This is a genomic window from Halobacillus campisalis, from assembly GCF_030345335.1.
Taxonomy (GTDB): domain Bacteria; phylum Bacillota; class Bacilli; order Bacillales; family Halobacillaceae; genus Halobacillus_A; species Halobacillus_A campisalis.
The window spans coordinates 341,994-355,758 of record NZ_JAPVRC010000002.1 but is presented as its reverse complement, the minus strand read 5'-3'; the positions used below and the strand labels follow the sequence as shown (position 1 = coordinate 355,758).

Below are 13,765 nucleotides of genomic sequence, written 5' to 3'. Positions count from 1 at the left end.
TAAGAAATGTTAAATCTTTCTTCACGAATAGTGCTAGAAGGTCGAGGAAATTTTGAGCCACCCTGATGATGATAATGACGAAACCAGGAAGTATTAGAGCATGTACCCTCCCCTGTCAACGAATCACCATTTATAGAAAGCCATACAAACTTTTTACTTAGCCATACAGAATGGTTCATCAACATACTGACCAGTTAGTATAATTTAAGTAAATAATTAGAATGTTCTAATTATTACTATATATTAACTTTTATGAAAATTAAAGGATTTTCTATATAGTCAAAAAGATATAATTTGTAAAATATAGGTTTATATGGAACATTCAGCGTCAATTAAATTTACACTACGATTAAAGGAGTTTTCTCATGAATAAATGGATACTATTATTTATGTCCCTGGCGCTTTCTTTACTTTTGGCCGCCTGCAACAGTGGGGATGACACTCAATCAGACGCACCGGATACAGGAGATGAAAACACCTCTCAGGAACAACAAGCAAATACTGATGAAGCAGAGGAGTCCGGTTCTAATGATATGGCAGCCGTTGAGCTGAGGACCAGTGAAGGGAATGCTGCAGGTTCAGCGGAATTAATGGAACAGGAAGACGGGGTACTTATCCATTTACAGGCTGAAGGAATTCCTGAAGGAGACCATGGATTTCATATTCACGAAGCTGGTTTGTGTGAAGAGCCAGATTTTGAGTCGGCTGGCAGTCATTTCAACCCGGATGATGTAAGTCACGGCACAGAATCCGAAGATGGTCCTCATGCGGGTGACCTGCCTAATGTTACAGCAGATGAAGATGGGACTGTGGATGAAGAAGTCACAGCAGAAGGCGTCACATTAAACACCGGGGAAGATATGTCCCTGCTAGATGGAGATGGGACTGCCCTTGTTATTCATGAAAAACCTGATGATAATGAATCACAACCATCCGGAGACGCAGGGAGTCGTATAGCCTGTGGAGTTATTGAATAATTTGATGAACGGCCACTGCTTGCAAGCAGTGGCTTTTTGGTGTTGTAAGAAACCGTCAGCGCATCAGGGCAGAACAGGGAATATCCGGATGTTCCCCTTTACACTGCACCCATTGCCACTCTCCTTAACCTTGGAATTTATAATTAATGGATTCTATAAATCCAGGAATGTTTTAATATTTATAACTTCCTTATTACGCATTTCAAATTCGTCTTTTCCATATAATTAAATCAGACTACTTATATAAGAATATTTTCTTACTGTCACAGCTCCAGATGAAACAAAACGGATAAACAACGTCAGCATGATGAATTTGGAGGGGTTAATGATGAAGTCAGATCGCCAGGAATTATTATGTGTAAATGTAGATAAAGTCTACGACTGGATCGTAAACGAAGCATCTTTTGAATTGACTTTAGTTGATGAGGCGCTGCCTGATGGTCTTGAATGTGATGATTTGAACACAGCAGATGTAACTTGTGAAGTATCGCCTATTAGTGTGGATATTTTAGAACGTGAAGATCGAACGTTCATTATATTTTTTTCTATGGATCCGGGGGAGATGTTGTAGGTGGCAGGATCAATGTAGGCAAAAACTGGCTGACCACCAACCTAGAGGACGCAATTGGCACTCGCTGCAAAAGTCATGGAAGTAGTGATGACTTCATCACCTTCCGCAATTCCTGCAGCGAAACATGCCGCATGAAGCGCGGCTGTACCGTTCGAAAAAGCGACGGCATACTGCGCTCCTGTATAAGCAGCGAGTTCTTTTTCAAAGGCTGAAATCATAGGACCTGTCGTTAAAAAGTCGCTCTTCAATACATCTGTTACCGCTTTTACGTCTTCGTCATCTATCCACTGCCTCCCATAAGGAAGATAATGACTGCGCACAGGCTTGCCTCCATGAATCGCTAACTTTTCAATATGAGATTGACTCCTTATTAAATAAGGTTCGTGGACCCGATCCACTCTTCTGTACGCTTCAGTCCGTTCTCTAAGCTGAACTTAGGTTTCCAGCCTAATAGTTTCTCTGCTTTACTGTAATCACAAAGCAATTTGTGAATTTCACTTTGAGGGTGAATGTGTTTGACGTGCTGTATTTTTAAAGGATCGGAGATGATTAGTTCTGCTAAATCGTTGATACTGATATCTCTCCCTAATCCCGCATTCAGAATTTCACCGTTCACCTTATTTGAATATCCCGCTTCCACAACAAAACGGGCACAATCCTCGACATAGAGCAAATCCCTCGTCTGTGTGCCATCTCCATATATCTGAATCGATTTCCCTTTCAGCTTATTTTTTAAGAAAATGGCGACCACGCCGCCTTCGCCTCCAGTTTTTTGAAAAGGACCATAGGTGTTGAAGGGGCGGACAACTAACGCCGGCAGACCATAGGCAAAATAATAAGAAAGCACCATATTTTCCGCTGCGATTTTTGCCCCTGCATAAGGTGAAGACGGTTTAATAGCATCCTTTTCGTTAATTCCTGCAGGCGTCAAAGCACGGTCATACACCATACAAGTACTCATAAACACGATCTTCACTTTATGTTTTTTGCACTCTTCCAATATATTAAACGTCCCTACGGTATCGTTCTCGAAGGTAGTTTTCGGGTCATCAATACTATCTTGCACGTTGATGCTTGCAGCCAAATGATAGCAAATATCAAAATCCTTTAAGAATAAATCAGTCAGCAAAGAAACATCTTTGATGTCCCCTTGAATAAATTTCTTGAAGTTTTTCTCACTCAGCATATCAGTAATGTTTTCGATCCGTCCGTTAGATAAATCATCCAGCACCCATACTTGATGCCCATCATCCAGAAGCTTTCGAACCACCCATCTTCCTATAAATCCTGCACCGCCTGTGACGAGAACTCTCAAATCGAACTCCCCCTCTTCAATCCCTTCAGAGCCATCCTATTTCAATTCAAGATAAAATATTCATAGGATTTACAAAGAGCGAAATCAGATTTAGTTCTTGAGAGGTTTGTGATTTTCAAGTAGTCAACGTATTAATCAGCTGGATCAGTCTTCCAGTGGATGACTGACCCAGCTCAGGATAATACGCTTGTAAGAGTTCCGATTGATCACTTTGAGCTGAGTGAGTGGATTTCAAATAGCTGCGCACCTTGTTCGTTAATGCAAGTGGATTGTGATCAAGGAAATGATCCATCGCACCGAAATATTCTGTAGTACTCTCCGTTTTTATTCCCCAAATAAATACAGTTTCCCCAGCCAAAAGAGCCTCCAACACAACTGTCGAAGGATAGCTCACCACCGCATCAACATGGCGCAGCAGATCATATAAATAAAGATCGTGAGGCGGAACGTATAAATTAGGATATCGTTTTTTAAGGATTTTTGTCTCCTTCGGAATGCCACGGGGTTTTATTATGAGATTTACATCCCCTTTTTTAGACAACTCATGGATAATGGTCCGAGTTGCTGCGGTTTCTTCATGATGACCGACAAGTAAGACAGACTTCTTCGTTTTATCGATGTTTGTTTTCTTAATAAACTGTTTGAGGGACAGTTTATTTCCCTTGCGAATCTCATCAAACTGGGGGTGGCCGATAATCTTAAGCTCTTCCTCACGTCCCCCCTCTGTTTATACCAATACACTTCAAATTCCCCGTACACAGCTTGTGATACAAGAGGCAGGGATTTCATTGATAAGTGCACTTCTGCACTCATACTTCCACCTCATTATTTAACAGACTCTATAACAAAAAGCCGATCGGATAATTTACGGATGGATACTCTATTTTTATTACCTTCGACTTCATTTACCTTATAAAAAAACGTTTGATCTCTTCTTCACGGAAATATGGAAATCTATATTTGATATGTTTGCTTTTCATATCTTTCAAACCGGTTCAGTCCAAGTTATAGCGAGTATTTATAAGTATAAATTCTCCATATTTTTTCGGAAACGCTTTGTTTCATCTTCGTAAAGGATGCGGAATTTAGGTTTCAATAAGTCAAATCGTAAACTTTCTGTGCTCGTGCATTTGGAGTTTATTCGAGGATAAGCTCCGCGTATCAAAACTCTTTGATAATCACCCCAACAGAACTCCTGTGAAACCATCTTTAAAACGTCTTCTTTCATTCGCGTCTTTAAATAATCAATTGAATTATGAAAGATCAACCCTTCCTCATCCATCTCTACAATTTCGTGTCCCAGCTTTTTCGCTTTGCTGATGATCCATTTTCTATGGGAATGGGGGTACCCCTTTGATAAAAAGATACCCTGGGCGAATGAAGATAAAGATTTCTCAACGGCTAATTGTTCCCCGATTATGACACGATAATTTTGTTTGGTTGCATAATATGCTTGTAAAGAGTGTATCATTGCAACTAACTTTTTAGTCATTCAGGAAACCTCATGACTCACGCCTCTTTTATTGAATAGGACTGGAAATATTGAAAGAATTGAATCCTTTTGAAACGTCCTCACTTGTCCTCTTGAATAGCAGAAGGCAAGCAAGTGGTTTTCCCTTTCCTCCACCACTTTGATCATCCGTTGAGATATAGTACCATCACTGGCACAATAAATGATTTCGAGTTTCTCACTGGTCTGAAGAGCACGAGCGATCACCCCATTCATTCCTATCACCTCCTTAACACGAACATTTGTTCTAATTATATCTCTTTACCCAATAAATATTCAACACAAACAAAAAGGTACCAGAGGAAATCTCTGGTACCTTTTTGGTATCAAAATATTATATACGAAAACACCACATAGACAAGACTGACAATCATAGACGGCGCTATATAGCGCCACTGATTACTTATGGCCGGACGCCAAAGCAAATATATCGTCACCAGGGTCATGAATACACCCAATAACCCAATGAAAATGTGTGAGTTCCCTGCCGCTGATAAGATGGCTTGGTCTCGATAAAGAATATCAGTCAAAACTAACAGCTGCATGTTAAATATATTACTTCCAAGTATGGATCCTATCGCCATACCATAATTGGCTACCTTAAAGGCGGCCAGTACGGTTACAAGCTCTGGCAGTGAGGTAGAAGCAGCAATCAAGAAACTTCCGACGAAGCTTGAATCCAATCCCGATACTTGCGCTAGTTGATCGCCTGAAATAGAAAGCGCGCTTCCTGCTCCAAACACAACTAAAGCCATAACGATAAATCCGGTAACTGCCGTTTTCAATTTATAGTTTTTTACAGGAAGGTCTTCATCCGTCGTCTCTTCTTCTCCTTTATTAGAGAAAAACTTGATCATAATGATATATAGTAAGGCAAGGACGAACATTTCGATTCCTACTCCGAACCATTCAATCGATTGTGGGAGGGCTAATGCACCAATGATGATGATCATAAAAACCAGTCCCATAATGGCGGCAGGCTTATGTTCTTGGTAGCCTACCCGCTGAAAAAGGCGTCGACGGCGGTAAATGATATCGACGATAGCTAAGATTAATAGATTAAATACATTACTGCCGATCATGTTCCCCACCGCAATATCAGGGTTATCAATGTAGACAGCCGTCAAACTGGTTGTCAGCTCTGGCAGTGAGGTGGCTCCTGCAATTAAAAACGTACCAACAGCAGCACCGCTTAAGGCGGACTTTCTACTAATGACATCTCCAAACTCATTAAGCTTGATCGCAGCTCCAACGACAACGATAGCTGCGACTAAAAAAATTATATAAACCATAGGTTTTCTCCTCTCGACCAGAACAAAAAAAATCCTGGTACAGAAATTGTACCAAGATCTCGCGTACTAACGTTAATAGCCCTTCGGACCAGGCAACTTACTGCCGAAATGACGATCCGAAAGCCGCTAAAGCGGTCGCTACTCCTCTTGTTAATTCTACTATATTTTATTTCTATAGAACGAGTCAAGCATTTTATTCAGGATTCGTCAAAAACCTCATAGCTATTACTTCAGAATGAATTTTGTGTCTATTATCTCACAGAAAATAGTCACCATTTTATTACGATATACACGTTAAATCCCACATATATCCACTTACAGAAGTCTATTGACTTGTTTGTTATTTAGAATATTGAAATTATTTATGGTATTGCTATGATAGAATCCTATCACTTAAACAACCAATTAGATATCTATGAATATCGTAAGAGAGGCGGACTAAATTATTAATGCAATCAATCTACAAGTAAATAAGAAGTGTTTTTACTCAATTATGGCTTTAGGACTATTAGGAATTCTAATTGTTTTATGGTCCCTTCCTTCCCCAGTTCAAGCGCATGAATCAAATGAATATAGTGTGGATGCAGCAGGTGGTTTGAACGTAAGGAGCGCTCCTGACATCCAATCTACTATTATCGGTTCACTCTCTGACGGCTCTACAATTAATGTGCAGGAGCAAGAGAATGGCTGGTCCAAAATTATTTACAACGGAGTCACCTCATGGGTTTCCTCAGATTTTTTGAATTCTTCAGGTTCTTCCCCCCTGGATGGTATTAACATCACCCTTGACCCTGGCCATGGAGGTTATGATCCGGGAGCAATCAGTGTTGACGGAACATATGAAAAAGACCTTAATTTAAGGACAGCAAAGCATACATATGAAAAGCTTAGGGAAGCAGGCGCTGTCGTAACGATGACAAGGTCGGGGGACCAATATCTGTCATTAGAAGAAAGAGTTGAACATAGTCATTCAACCAATGCAGATGCTTTTATTAGTATTCATTACAATTCAAGCATTACTTCAAGCGCTAATGGAATAAGCAGTTATTACTACAATGATTCTAAAGATCTGCCCTTCGCTCAAGAACTGCAAAGTGAGTTATCTGAGCAAACAGACCCTCAGAATAATGGGGAGTACTATGGGGACTTTCATGTAATGAGAGAAAACAACTCTCCGGCAGCTCTCCTGGAACTCGGTTTTTTATCCAATCCGGAAGAAACGGTCCTTGTTCAAACAGATAGTTACCAGTCTCAGGTATCAAGCGCCATTGTTGATGGAATTATAAATTATTTTGAATAATCATTGAGAAAAGAAGTAAGAAGCCGCCGTTGGAACCAATACGGCGGCTTCTTACTTCTTTTATTCTTTGATGAATTCCTTTGTACTCCTTACTGTATCGATCGGTCGTACTTTTTCTTCAATTTGTTTTCTTTTTGGCTCTAACAATGGAGGAAGCGATAACCTTTCGCCTAATGTTTCATAGGGTTCATCTCCCATGAATCCCGGACCGTCAGTGGCGAATTCGAATAAGATCTGCGGCGCAACTTTCACATATAAAGATTCAAAATAGTGGCGGTTGACATGACCAGACGTTCTGAATCCGAAGGTAGGCATGCGCTCGATCCACTCTTCTAAGGCTTCACGGTCATCTACGCGGAAAGCTGCATGATGAACCGTGCCGAAACCTTGACGAGCCTGTGGAAGAATAGGATTATATTCTACAACAATTTGCGCACCGCTCCCACCTTCTCCTGTTTCAAATAAATGAAAAGCGCCTTCTTCATCAATTTCTTTAAATAACAACACTTTCTCAAGCATCTTTTTGAAATAATCGAAGTTTTCAATACGGACGTAGAGTGGTCCTAAACCAGTTATAGCAAATTCCAGCGGTATAGGTCCTTTCTGCCATGGTATACCTGCTGGAACACCTTCATTCTTTTCATCAGATATCAATTCATAGGATTGATCATCAAAATCAGTAAATGGCAGCACCTTTTTGCCGAAGCGTTCCTCGATACCTTTATGTTTTATATCCATGCGATCAAAGCGTTCTACCCAATACTCCAATGCAGCATCACTGGGAACTCGAAAGGAAGTTTTGGAAATTTCATTTGTCCCATGGGATCCTTTTGGAATGCCTGGAAAATCGAAGAATGTCATATCCGTTCCGGCGCTTCCCTTATCATCCGCAAAGAAAAGGTGGTACGTCTGAATATCATCCTGGTTGACCGTTTTCTTAACTAATCGCATTCCTAGAACATAGGTGAAGAATTCATAATTTTTCTCTGCACTGCTCGTAATAGCTGTGACATGATGCAGTCCTTTTAGTTCGTTCATGAGTAACTCCTCCATCTTTATATTCTTCGTTCATTTTTCTATTAGTTCTGTTAAATCTTAAGTTTATTCTTTCACATAAGCTCTCTTTAGTGGAAGACTCAGTTTCGAGCCATAATGAGAATTTAGGGGCTCCGGGGGGCGGACGCTGCAGGAATGACGTAAGACGCTCCTTATGGGGGGCGTTTCTACACTTCTACGAATGGGGTGGTTGGGAAGCTGCGAGACTCCCGTGGGAGAAGGAGTTGGGCGAGATCCCACAGGGCTGCAAGCCCGAGGAAGCTCGCCAGTTCCCCCACAGGAAAGCGAGTAGCTTCCCAGCCACCCCTGACTCTTTATACGGCAACGAACCCAGTAATCTCGATTTCAAATCTTCCACTATCCTGCTATATTATTTAATAACAATGTTATGAAAAACCACCAACTACCATAGCTTATCCTATATGATTATCTTATAACTATTTTATCTCGATTTCAAGATAAATGTTTTTTATGATTGTGCGAAGGCGCATGATACAATATTAATAGAATGTTACAAGTAAGAAAGGAAGTTTTTCACCATGGGTACCACAGAAAAATTCAAACCGTTAACCCCTTCCTATGACCCCTGGGAAGCTTACATGGATGTAGAAGAATTTGGAGAGATGACACTGTCAAACGTGGAATTCACAACGACATACTTATGCAATATGCGCTGTGCACACTGTGCCGTCGGCTATACACTTCAAAACAAAGACCCTGATGCCTTGCCGATAGATTTAATATTAAAAAGATTAGATGAAATTGAACATTTACGCACGATCAGCATCACAGGAGGAGAGCCGATGCTTTCCAAAAAATCTGTCGAACAGTATGTCGTTCCACTGCTTAAATATGCTCACAACCGCGGGGTCAGAACTCAGATCAATTCGAACCTGACGCTGCCGTATTCGCGCTATGAACCGATCATTCCCTACTTGGATGTACTTCATATTTCTCACAACTGGGGAACAGTCGACGAATTTGCTGAAACCGGTTTTGCTTTGATGGATCGAAAGCCTAATTTTGAAAACCGCGCTAAGTTTTTCGATCGTCTTGTAGAAAACAGTCAGGCTTTATCTAAAGAAGGCGTCATGGTGTCTGCCGAAACTATGCTAAACAAACGTACGTTTCCTCACTTAGAAAAAATCCATGATCACGTTTTGGAAATGGGATGCGCCCGCCATGAGATTCACCCTATGTACCCTGTTGATTTCGCTAGTAATTTGGAAACTTTGACCTTAGAAGAAATGCGTGAAGGGATTAGCAGATTATTAAATCATCGTGATCCAAATATGTGGATGCTGTTCGGAACGCTGCCGTTTTATCCTTGCAATTCGGACCAGAATGATTTGGATATGTTGAAACGCCTTGATCAATCGCCGAATGTTACCGTAAGAAATGACCCGGATGGGCGTTCTAGACTGAACGTCAATATATTTTCCGGGGAGGTGATTGTAACAGACTTTGGTGATGAACCGGGTCTTGGAAACATTAAGAACACTTCCTTACCAGACGCTTTTAACAAATGGATGAAATCCAAGACCGCCCAGTCTTTAAACTGTCATTGTCCTGCAGCTAAATGTCTCGGTCCGAATTTATTAGTTAAAAATACTTATTATGAAGAAGTAGACTTTCAAAGCCAACAAGCCAAAATTGAACTAAATCGTTAAGAGTGGAGCATTGTCATTTTGATGGTGCTCCTTTTTATCTAGTTTTATAGCGGTACTTTAGCGGTATACACCTATATAAGGAAAACTATGTAAACTTACTTCCGAGAGAGTCACAGACTATCCATCAGTTCATAACTAGGAGGAAATCATGTCATGTTGACACTCAGGCAAAAAGAAAAACTGGCCCCTATGAAAGCTGATCCTAAAAAGCTTCAAGCTGTACTTTCTTATGTGCAAGCCACCCAGCGTGCCATTCAGCAGAATGAAAAAGCTTATTATGATCGGGAAGCGGATGATAACGCACGCGAGAGTTATTATGCAGATATTGATTTCAAAAATAAAACCAATGACGAATTGCTCGATATTATGAATGAGAGACTGCAAGCTTCCCATACAAATAAAGTGCGCTATAACCCTACTGAGTATGTATATCCGCTGGTGGATTTACGTCCGGATGGCAAGCTTCAAAATATTTATTCAGGAAAAAGCCGTAAAGCCGAAGATGTGATTAAAGAAGACTACCAAATTACTTTGAATCGTATTCAGAAGAGTAAAAATATTCCGGACCACGATCAAGCTTTAGTCATAAAAAAGCTGCAACACATTACTGAAAAACTAAAATATAACTGCGAACATGCAGTCCCACAGTCATGGTTCACTGAAAAAGAGCCGATGCGTGGAGATCTCCACCATCTGTTCACGTGTGAACCGGCCTGCAATTCACTCCGAAGTAATTATCCCTATCATGACTTCCCTGATTACCAGCCAGATGAATTACTATCCCAGAGAATCAAGGACGATTGTGGAAAGATAGATGGAGAACTGTTTGAGCCAGAATACGGAAAAGGTCCTGCAGCAAGGGCGATGCTATACTTTCTTGTCAGATATCCTGACCAAATCGGCAAAAAATATAGAAGTAAAATTGATAAAAAACTCCTCTTGAAATGGCATGAGGACTATCCCCCTGATTTGTATGAATTTCGTCGTAATTACACGATTCAAAAAATCCAGGGGAACCGTAATCCATTTATAGATTTCCCTGAAAAAATGACAGAAGTATTCTCCTGAATATCAAACAGCCGCAAGCCTTCCCTTGGCAATGCGGCTGTTTTCTAAAAATCATATTCTTCTATAATTTTTTCTGTAATTAAATTATACCCTTTCTCATTAGGGTGAAGAGCGTCACTGAAATATTCAGTAGATTTTTCTGGAAACAGATCGTTTGTAGGAATGAATTTTACATTCGAATAATCCTCCACGATTCGCTGGCTTCTATCATTCCATTGGACGACCTCTTCTTCTATTTGTTCAGAAGAAGGAAAAGGGTTGTACAATCCTAAAAACAAAATAGGTGCGTCCGGATTTTCCTCACGAATGATGTCGAGGATTTCCTTTAGATTGTCCTCATACTCTTCCTTCCCTGCCTCAATCTGGTCTTCATAAATCTTCACTAAGTCACCGCCATTGCTTTCTATTAGATCATTTGTTCCTATGAATAAAGTGAAATAATCGGCTTCGTTCAATCTATTTTTCACATCGGAATGCTGAATCTGCTTCAGCAATCCATCTGTTTGCTGGCCAGGGATTCCTAAATTCCGGACATTTACCGTATCCTCTCGACCTTCATTGAACAATTCTTCAAGGTTCTCAGCGTAACCATCTCCGGATGTGTCACCAACCCCGTGGGTAAGCGAGTCACCTAAAGCATAAATTTGTTTTTCATTACTAGTTAAACCATTCGCCTGTATAATCCAAGTCCCTGCACCTGCAACTAGAACAAGAACCACTGCATAGAATACTATTTTTTTCATAAGCTGCCTCCTAGGACAACTGATTTCCCCTTTTATAAAATTTTCAAACTGTGTCCCAGGTCCTGTGCTGATAGACCTTCAAAAGCATCTCACAAAAAAAGTGCCCCCGCTCGCAGGAAGCACTCCTTCTTCTCATAGTGACTGGTCAAACTTCATAAGCGGCCTTTTCCCAAGCTTTCTTAGATTCCTTGTATACCCTAATATTGTTGGATTTCTCTGTTGCAAGTTTTCCATGATTCCCTTTACATTATGACTTTTATATCCGCCTTCTGCTTCTTCGAGAGCAGATGCCTCTATAAAAATTAAACGGGAAGAGTCAAAAATCATATCAATGAGTTCTTCATATTCATCACAATGGTGAAGGATACTCAATGCTAAAATCACATCAAAATCCTCCTTTTCCGTGAGAACCTTCAAATTATCAACATTTACTTCTTCACGGATCAGTTTAACGTTCTTATTGTTGTTCTGCCTCATAATATTATCGATTTTTTTGTCGGAGGTAAGCATCGTAACTTGTGCATTGAAGTCCTCGGCAATCCTGAAGGAAAAATAACCGGAGTCCGCCCCAATATCAAGAACAGTAAAGGGCTGCTTTATTCGATTAAGTTGTTCTTTAATCTTCTTATACCTTTTCTCACATTCTCTTTTTCCCTTTTTGACTACTTTCCCTTTCACCCAAACATCTTGATACATCCACCCTTCTCCTTTCTGTAATGCTTGTTCAAACTGGCTTTTTGATAGAACAATAATAAGTGATATTACTGCTCGTCCCTTACCTGCTTCTTATATTCCAGCAAACCTATTCTGTTGGCCTTTTACCTTCCATTATTTTCAAAATAATTAGTGAAAATCCTAAGGAGCGTTTCTTGATCACAAGTCTTGTTGCGAACTTGAAACCAGGTATCAACTTCATTTGGATTAATCACTCTGACCCAATGAGGCTGGAGCTTCACTGAAGCAGTTTGATTACCTAATACGCTCAAAGCAGCCAAGGCGGTGCTGCCCTCCCCCTGCGAAAAATCGATAATCCTCTTCCTTTTTTAAGAAACTGTCCTCTTATATAGCCGTCCTCATTTTCTTCAGGCAAGTACCCATCTACCTTTAACTTTTTTATATATACTTACAATTCTTAAAAACACCTTTTCACCGAATTCATCAGAGTTAGGACCAAAGTGCTGGTTCTCTCCTGTCATCCATTTAGTATAAAAACGCCATCGTAAAGGAGACCATGGCGGTCTGAGATGTTTGTAACCCTCTCCATAAAACAAACAATCCATTAATGATTTCGGTTGATATAAGTCATAGTACTTTTTTAAGACAGAAGATTGATAATCAAGGGCTGGATTATTTATAAACTGCTTTAACACCGCAGTTAAATAATGCCAACCTTCTGAGGAATACGAGTAACCTCGGCATTTAGACACATCAACTTTGACTATGGAGGTACTGATGTTGAGAGCTGCTTTTCCTCTAAGGATAGACATATAAGCTTACTCCTTTTTTCCATAGCTGAACTATCGATACTCTATGATCCACCTTTAGGTTCTGTCATTGAGCTTATCAATCTGATTAACCGTTTGGCAGAAGGGGTTCTCACGGGGGAGGCGTACTCTAAAAACTCACAATTTTTGTTTTGGGCTTCACTTCTCATTTTATTATCAATCAAGTAATTTGAGACCTTTTCTGCTAAAATTTTTTACGATGTTTACTTGTTCCTTATCAGGCAACTTTTTGATGAATCCTTCTAATTCCTGTAAATATCGTTCCCCTTTCACTACATTAAGATCGTCTTTTTCTTTGAATCCATCCGTAATTCCTTATTCAAATCCTGCTTATTGATGGCTGGTGCATTCAATTAAAAAAGCATATCTGTTTTTCAGAGCTATCACGTCCCCTCCCAGTGTCGGTCTCATGGCTGGGGATAGAATAGCTGTATACTTGGAGAGGTCGGGAACATCTTTAACCTCGTGATCTACAACACTGTAAATACCCATGTCAACTTGTTTTCCTTTTACCGCAATTAATAGATCTTTTAAACTTTTACTAATTAAATGATCTCCTGAATTCCTCGAGCCTTTGCCGGGGTAAGTGGAAAGAATGAGATATGCCAATATCTCTCCCCCCTTTTCTAAAGATTTATGGTTACTTGTTGAAATACAGGTTCCATTATATGAGCCCTTCTCTCCCCACATGCCCGACCACCTCAAGCCCTTAACATTAGCAATCTCATGGAATCTGATGAAAAAGTATAAAATTTTTC

15 protein-coding genes and 1 pseudogene are annotated in these 13,765 nt (G+C 40.2%); 5 read left to right on the top strand and 11 right to left on the bottom strand.

From position 1 onward, the window contains the following. Positions 1–365 precede the first annotated feature (365 nt). On the top strand, positions 366–977 hold the full coding sequence (locus O2Q26_RS05910; protein WP_289215008.1) for a superoxide dismutase family protein: 612 nt from the start codon (positions 366–368) through the stop codon (positions 975–977). Between the two features lie 325 nt (positions 978–1,302). Beyond that, positions 1,303–1,548 carry a hypothetical protein gene (locus O2Q26_RS05905; protein ID WP_289215334.1) on the top strand — a complete coding sequence of 82 codons (246 nt, stop codon included), beginning with the start codon at positions 1,303–1,305 and terminating at the stop codon, positions 1,546–1,548. Here O2Q26_RS05905 and O2Q26_RS05900 read toward each other — a convergent pair. The 6 genes and pseudogenes from O2Q26_RS05900 to O2Q26_RS05875 all read right to left on the bottom strand — a co-directional run. Then, positions 1,506–1,901 (bottom strand): annotated as a pseudogene (locus tag O2Q26_RS05900) (aminotransferase class I/II-fold pyridoxal phosphate-dependent enzyme); the annotation flags it as partial. The gene O2Q26_RS05905 and the pseudogene O2Q26_RS05900 sit on opposite strands and share 43 nt — an antisense overlap. Before the next feature lie 17 nt (positions 1,902–1,918). Next, a complete protein-coding gene (locus O2Q26_RS05895) occupies positions 1,919–2,863 on the bottom strand; it encodes a dTDP-glucose 4,6-dehydratase (RefSeq protein WP_289215007.1) in 945 nt (314 codons plus the stop codon). A gap of 115 nt (positions 2,864–2,978) precedes the next feature. Then, on the bottom strand, positions 2,979–3,221 hold the full coding sequence (locus O2Q26_RS05890) for a hypothetical protein (RefSeq protein ID WP_289215006.1): 243 nt from the start codon (positions 3,219–3,221) through the stop codon (positions 2,979–2,981). 660 nt (positions 3,222–3,881) lie between these two features. Then, positions 3,882–4,355, bottom strand: a complete 474-nt coding sequence (locus tag O2Q26_RS05885) for a glycosyltransferase family protein (RefSeq protein WP_289215005.1) — start codon at positions 4,353–4,355, stop codon at positions 3,882–3,884. Beyond that, on the bottom strand, positions 4,356–4,589 hold the full coding sequence (locus O2Q26_RS05880; protein WP_289215004.1) for a WYL domain-containing protein: 234 nt from the start codon (positions 4,587–4,589) through the stop codon (positions 4,356–4,358). Between the two features lie 110 nt (positions 4,590–4,699). Beyond that, entirely contained in the window at positions 4,700–5,665 is a 966-nt protein-coding gene (locus O2Q26_RS05875; protein WP_289215003.1) for a sodium:calcium antiporter, read from the bottom strand. A gap of 493 nt (positions 5,666–6,158) precedes the next feature. Here O2Q26_RS05875 and O2Q26_RS05870 point away from each other — a divergent pair, with 493 nt between their 5' ends. Then, entirely contained in the window at positions 6,159–6,965 is an 807-nt protein-coding gene (locus tag O2Q26_RS05870) for an N-acetylmuramoyl-L-alanine amidase family protein (protein WP_289215002.1), read from the top strand. Positions 6,966–7,025: 60 nt separating this feature from the next. Here the strand turns inward: O2Q26_RS05870 and O2Q26_RS05865 are convergent, their stop codons facing one another. Next, positions 7,026–8,003: a ring-cleaving dioxygenase gene (locus O2Q26_RS05865; RefSeq protein WP_390216818.1), complete on the bottom strand. Its 978-nt coding sequence runs from the start codon at positions 8,001–8,003 to the stop codon at positions 7,026–7,028. 557 nt (positions 8,004–8,560) lie between these two features. Here O2Q26_RS05865 and yfkAB point away from each other — a divergent pair. After that, on the top strand, positions 8,561–9,691 hold the full coding sequence (yfkAB, locus tag O2Q26_RS05860) for a radical SAM/CxCxxxxC motif protein YfkAB (RefSeq protein ID WP_289215000.1): 1,131 nt from the start codon (positions 8,561–8,563) through the stop codon (positions 9,689–9,691). Between the two features lie 153 nt (positions 9,692–9,844). Beyond that, a complete protein-coding gene (locus O2Q26_RS05855; RefSeq protein ID WP_289214999.1) occupies positions 9,845–10,759 on the top strand; it encodes an endonuclease I family protein in 915 nt (304 codons plus the stop codon). 44 nt (positions 10,760–10,803) lie between these two features. Here O2Q26_RS05855 and O2Q26_RS05850 read toward each other — a convergent pair whose 3' ends face one another. The 4 genes from O2Q26_RS05850 to O2Q26_RS05835 all read right to left on the bottom strand — a co-directional run bounded on the left by O2Q26_RS05850 (position 10,804) and on the right by O2Q26_RS05835 (position 13,697). Further along, a complete protein-coding gene (locus O2Q26_RS05850; RefSeq protein WP_289214998.1) occupies positions 10,804–11,502 on the bottom strand; it encodes a DUF459 domain-containing protein in 699 nt (232 codons plus the stop codon). Positions 11,503–11,634: 132 nt separating this feature from the next. Continuing rightward, positions 11,635–12,198, bottom strand: coding sequence for a class I SAM-dependent methyltransferase (locus tag O2Q26_RS05845; protein ID WP_289214997.1), 564 nt, complete (start codon positions 12,196–12,198; stop codon positions 11,635–11,637). A 386-nt stretch (positions 12,199–12,584) separates the two neighbouring features. Beyond that, the gene (locus O2Q26_RS05840) at positions 12,585–12,989 is read right to left on the bottom strand and encodes a hypothetical protein (RefSeq protein ID WP_289214996.1); all 405 of its coding nucleotides are present in this window, start codon (positions 12,987–12,989) and stop codon (positions 12,585–12,587) included. A 348-nt stretch (positions 12,990–13,337) separates the two neighbouring features. Next, positions 13,338–13,697, bottom strand: coding sequence for a hypothetical protein (locus O2Q26_RS05835; RefSeq protein WP_289214995.1), 360 nt, complete (start codon positions 13,695–13,697; stop codon positions 13,338–13,340). Positions 13,698–13,765: the final 68 nt, after the last annotated feature.

Excerpts from the sequence above, each read along its gene's own strand:
- O2Q26_RS05905 (WP_289215334.1), top strand. The coding sequence starts at position 1,303 with ATGATGAAGTCAGATCGCCAGGAATTATTATGTGTAAATGTAGATAAA.
- O2Q26_RS05845 (WP_289214997.1), bottom strand. The coding sequence starts at position 12,198 with ATGTATCAAGATGTTTGGGTGAAAGGGAAAGTAGTCAAAAAGGGAAAA.
- O2Q26_RS05910 (WP_289215008.1), top strand. The coding sequence starts at position 366 with ATGAATAAATGGATACTATTATTTATGTCCCTGGCGCTTTCTTTACTT.
- O2Q26_RS05850 (WP_289214998.1), bottom strand. The coding sequence starts at position 11,502 with ATGAAAAAAATAGTATTCTATGCAGTGGTTCTTGTTCTAGTTGCAGGT.
- O2Q26_RS05880 (WP_289215004.1), bottom strand. The coding sequence starts at position 4,589 with ATGAATGGGGTGATCGCTCGTGCTCTTCAGACCAGTGAGAAACTCGAA.
- O2Q26_RS05885 (WP_289215005.1), bottom strand. The coding sequence starts at position 4,355 with ATGACTAAAAAGTTAGTTGCAATGATACACTCTTTACAAGCATATTAT.
- O2Q26_RS05875 (WP_289215003.1), bottom strand. The coding sequence starts at position 5,665 with ATGGTTTATATAATTTTTTTAGTCGCAGCTATCGTTGTCGTTGGAGCT.
- O2Q26_RS05870 (WP_289215002.1), top strand. The coding sequence starts at position 6,159 with ATGGCTTTAGGACTATTAGGAATTCTAATTGTTTTATGGTCCCTTCCT.
- O2Q26_RS05855 (WP_289214999.1), top strand. The coding sequence starts at position 9,845 with ATGTTGACACTCAGGCAAAAAGAAAAACTGGCCCCTATGAAAGCTGAT.
- O2Q26_RS05835 (WP_289214995.1), bottom strand. The coding sequence starts at position 13,697 with ATGTGGGGAGAGAAGGGCTCATATAATGGAACCTGTATTTCAACAAGT.
- O2Q26_RS05865 (WP_390216818.1), bottom strand. The coding sequence starts at position 8,003 with ATGAACGAACTAAAAGGACTGCATCATGTCACAGCTATTACGAGCAGT.
- yfkAB (WP_289215000.1), top strand. The coding sequence starts at position 8,561 with ATGGGTACCACAGAAAAATTCAAACCGTTAACCCCTTCCTATGACCCC.
- O2Q26_RS05840 (WP_289214996.1), bottom strand. The coding sequence starts at position 12,989 with ATGTCTATCCTTAGAGGAAAAGCAGCTCTCAACATCAGTACCTCCATA.